The sequence below is a fragment of the Actinospica durhamensis genome (assembly GCF_018139695.1).
Lineage (GTDB): Bacteria > Actinomycetota > Actinomycetes > Streptomycetales > Catenulisporaceae > Actinospica > Actinospica durhamensis.
Map to the genome: position 1 here is coordinate 1 of NZ_JAGSOG010000459.1, position 3669 is coordinate 3669.

Below are 3669 nucleotides of genomic sequence, written 5' to 3' on the forward strand. Positions count from 1 at the left end.
CCCCACGCACTGAGCCCTTCCCGCCCTTCCCACGATCGGGGTGGGGCCGAACCACCGCAGACCCTTGGGTAGATACGCACATCCGTTCGAACCCTGATCGTCCGGTCCATGCCGTACGGCCGGGTGAAACACCTCGGCGCCCGCACGCGGACGATCTCTTCCGTGGGACCCGCGTTTGCCCCGGCGTACGGTCGGTTACCCGGCGGGCTCCAGTACGCGCCAGGATCGGCTCTCGTCAGGAAAGTCCTTCTGTGGAAGATCAGCCGAGGATCCCGGGCCCGGCGGCTCCGAGCCCGGACGAGGCGACGTCCGGCGACCGGTCCGAGCAACGGGCCGAGCAGCGGGCTGAGACGATGCGGGTGTTGCGGTCCATGGCGGCGATGCCCGCCGGCGACCCGCGGCGGGAGCGGCTGCGCACCGCGGTGGTGCGCGACCACATGCCCTACGCGCGCCACATCGCCCGCCGCTACGGCCGCCGCGGCGTGCCCGACGAGGACTTCGAGCAGGTCGCCTACCTGGGCCTGGTCAAGGCCGTGGACAACTTCGACCCCGAACACGGCACCGGTTTCCTCGGCTACGCCGCGCCCATGATCGTGGGGGAGATCAAGCGCTATTTCCGGGACGCGACCTGGTCCGTGCACGTCCCGCGTCACATGCAGGAGCTCACCGGCGCGCTGCACCGGGCCACCGACGCGCTGACCACGGAGTTCGGCCGCGAGCCGACGATCGTGGAACTCGGCGAACACCTCGGGGTGGATCCGGACGAGGTGGTCGAGGCGCTGGACGCGGCCGGTGCGTACACCACGTCCTCGCTCGACCGGCCGGTCGGCTACGAGCAGGAGAGCACCAGCCTCGGCGAGCTGATCGGCGAGGTGGACCCCGGCTTCGCGCTCACCGAGGACCGCGAGGTGCTCCGCGGCCTGGTCACCCACCTGCACGAACGCGACAAGCGGATCCTGCTGCTGCGCTTCTTCCGCGGCATGACGCAGGCCGAGATCGGCGAGGAGCTGGGCCTGTCCCAGATGCAGATCTCCCGGATCCTCACCCGCGTCCTGTGCGAGCTGCGCGAGGGCTTCGGCTGACCGGCCCGGCCCGCCGAAGCCGCAGCGCGCGGCGCTCAGCCCGCCGTCTGCTCCAAGCCGATCACATCCCCGCAGCTGAAGCGCACCCAGCGGCGGTGGTCGAACGCGCTGGCGCCGCGGTCCTTCGCCGTGCCGCGGTGGCACTGCGGGCACCGGGTGGCGCGGTCCTCCCAGGCGCGCTCGAACACGTCGCTCTCGGCATCGTGCACGAGCACGGCCGGCTTGGTCGCGCGGAACGGGTCGTAGCTCTCGCCCAGGTCGGTCGGGGCGCTCGCGGTGCGCGGCGCGTCATGCGAAACGGACATGACGGACTCCTTTCCGTGGTTCGGCCCGGCCCACCTGGTGACCCGTCCTCGGCGCGGTAGTCGCCGGACCCGAACATTTCCGGCTGGACGGGTGAATCCCGTCGCGCAGCGGGTAGCAACCGGTTTCGGCCCGGAAGAGAGCGCGGAGGTGAAGTGGATGGCGTGTGTCGAGCAGCGCGCGCGGCAGCGTGCGCAGACGATGCGCGTGCTGCGGCGCATGGTGCAGTTGCCGGAGGGCGCAGCGGAGCGGGAGCGGCTGCGGACGGAGGTGGTGGAGGACCACATGCCCTACGCCCGGCACATCGCCCGCCGCTACAGCCGCCGCGAGGGGGCCGAGGACGACTTCGACCAGGTCGCCTACCTGGGCCTGGTCAAGGCGGTGGACAACTTCGACCCGGACCACGGTACCGGGTTCCTGGGCTACGCCACCGCGATGATCGTGGGGGAGATCAAGCGCTACTTCCGGGACGCGACCTGGTCCGTGCACGTCCCGCGCCACATGCAGGAGCTCACCGCCGCCCTGCACCACGGCCGGGACGACCTGATCGCCGCGCTCGGCCGCGAGCCGACCGTCCCCGAACTCGCCGAGCGCATCGGCGTCGAGCAGGACGAGGTGGTCGAGGCGCTGGACGCGGCCGGGGCGTACACCACCTCGTCGCTGGACCGGCCGGTCGGCACCGAGCAGGACAGCGCCTGCCTCGGCGAGTTGATCGGCGGCGACGATCCCGGCTTCGCGCTGACCGAGGACCGCGAGGTGCTGCGCGGCCTGGTCGCCGAGCTGCCGCCGCGGGACAAGCGGATCCTGCTGCTGCGCTTCTTCCGCGGGATGACCCAGGCGGAGATCGGGGCGGAGCTCGACCTGTCCCAGATGCAGGTTTCCCGCCTGCTCGCCAAGATCATCGACCAGCTGCGCGACGGCTTCGCCCTCACGACCGCCGCATAGCCGGCCGCGCCGCCGTCCCGCCTGGCCGTCGCCATCGCCGTCACCGTCGGGTACTGCCGTCTTCGGTGCGGCCGACGAGTCCGAGCGCGATGCGGCGCATTACCCGGCCGAATCCGGATACCAGGGTGGCTCGATCGGCTCTCGAAGATCTGCGGAGAAGGGGAGAGGCCACGTGACTGACGGCGTTCGAGCACCGAGGCTGCTCGTGGACACGCGCGCCGCCGCCCCGACGCGGCTGGTGACGCTGAACATGCGGGCGGACAAGGACTACCTGGCCCTGGCCCGCACCTGCGCGATGCACACCGCCGCGGTCCTCGGCTTCCCGCTCAGCCGCGTCACCGACCTCAGGCTGGCCGTGAACGAGGCCTGCCTGTGCTTCCTGGAGGCGCCCGTCCGGCGCGGTTCCGACCTGCTCGGCAGTTCGCCCGCGCCGGCGGCGCTGGAGATCGCCTACGACCTGTATCCCGAGGAACTGCACGTCACGCTGCGTTCGCCCGTGCCGGAGAACTGGCCGCGGGTGGACGAGACGGGCTGGGCGCTGCTGCGCGCGCTCGTCGGCGACGTCCGGGTCTTCGCGCACGAGGGTCTGGGCACCCTGACGCTGATCGAACCCCTGCCCGCGCCCACGCGCTGAAAGGGCGTCACGCGACCAGAGAGAGTGGGAATGCGATGTTGGTTCTGACCGAAGCCGCCGCCGAGACGATCGACGAGCTCACCGGCCGCCCCGGCCTGCCGGAGAGCGCCGGCCTGCGCATCAGTACCCTGACGGGTGGCGAGCGGACCGCGGAGAGCTGGAACGCCGCGCTCACGGCCGAGCCCGGGCCCGCCGACGAGGTCTTCCAGGTGCGCCGCGGCCGGCTCTACCTGGACCCGAACGCGGCCGGCCGGCTCGCCGACAAGGTGCTCGACGTGCAGACCGCCAACGACGGCGAGGTCGTCTTCCATGTCCGCAAGCAGGAGGCCGACAGCGCCGAATGACCCGGCCGCCTCCGGCTGACCCGCCGGCTCCGGACGCTCCGTCAGATCCGTGAGCCGTACGGGCCCCGAGCGGCACCGCATCGGCCGCGTGACGCACCTCGTCACGCGGCCGACGTGCGTCATCTGGCGCAGCGGCCCGCCGCGTCCCGAGCCCCGTGCGGACCATGCAAACGCGTACGGGCGCATGCCCGCCGGACCCCCGGGCACCTGCCCCGCTCCCGTGCCCGGCGGACCCGGAGGTTCGTATGCGTTCATCAGGCAATCGCGCGTGGCGCAGAGAATGGCGGCGGCGCTGCGCGCGTCTGGCCGCCGTCCTCGCGACGGCGGCGAGCATAACGGTCGCATCAGGCTGTGCCGCGAC

At 72.2% G+C, this 3669-nt stretch carries 5 protein-coding genes; 4 read left to right on the plus strand and 1 reads right to left on the minus strand.

Annotation, left to right across the window (positions count from 1 at the left end):
- Positions 1-251 precede the first annotated feature (251 nt).
- Positions 252-1082, plus strand: a complete 831-nt coding sequence (locus KDL01_RS39820) for a SigB/SigF/SigG family RNA polymerase sigma factor (protein WP_307846795.1) — start codon at positions 252-254, stop codon at positions 1080-1082.
- A 35-nt stretch (positions 1083-1117) separates the two neighbouring features.
- On the opposite strand, the gene KDL01_RS39825 is transcribed toward KDL01_RS39820, so the two are convergent.
- Positions 1118-1387, minus strand: coding sequence for a hypothetical protein (locus KDL01_RS39825; protein ID WP_212533907.1), 270 nt, complete (start codon positions 1385-1387; stop codon positions 1118-1120).
- A gap of 157 nt (positions 1388-1544) precedes the next feature.
- Between KDL01_RS39825 and KDL01_RS39830 the strand changes: the two genes are divergently transcribed.
- The 3 genes from KDL01_RS39830 (at position 1545) to KDL01_RS39840 (ending at position 3308) form a co-directional block, all read left to right on the plus strand.
- Entirely contained in the window at positions 1545-2330 is a 786-nt protein-coding gene (locus KDL01_RS39830) for a SigB/SigF/SigG family RNA polymerase sigma factor (protein ID WP_212533911.1), read from the plus strand.
- 172 nt (positions 2331-2502) lie between these two features.
- The gene (locus KDL01_RS39835; protein ID WP_212533908.1) at positions 2503-2964 is read left to right on the plus strand and encodes a hypothetical protein; all 462 of its coding nucleotides are present in this window, start codon (positions 2503-2505) and stop codon (positions 2962-2964) included.
- A 35-nt stretch (positions 2965-2999) separates the two neighbouring features.
- Complete coding sequence (locus KDL01_RS39840; RefSeq protein ID WP_212533909.1) at positions 3000-3308, plus strand: hypothetical protein; 309 nt, start codon at positions 3000-3002, stop codon at positions 3306-3308.
- Positions 3309-3669: the final 361 nt, after the last annotated feature.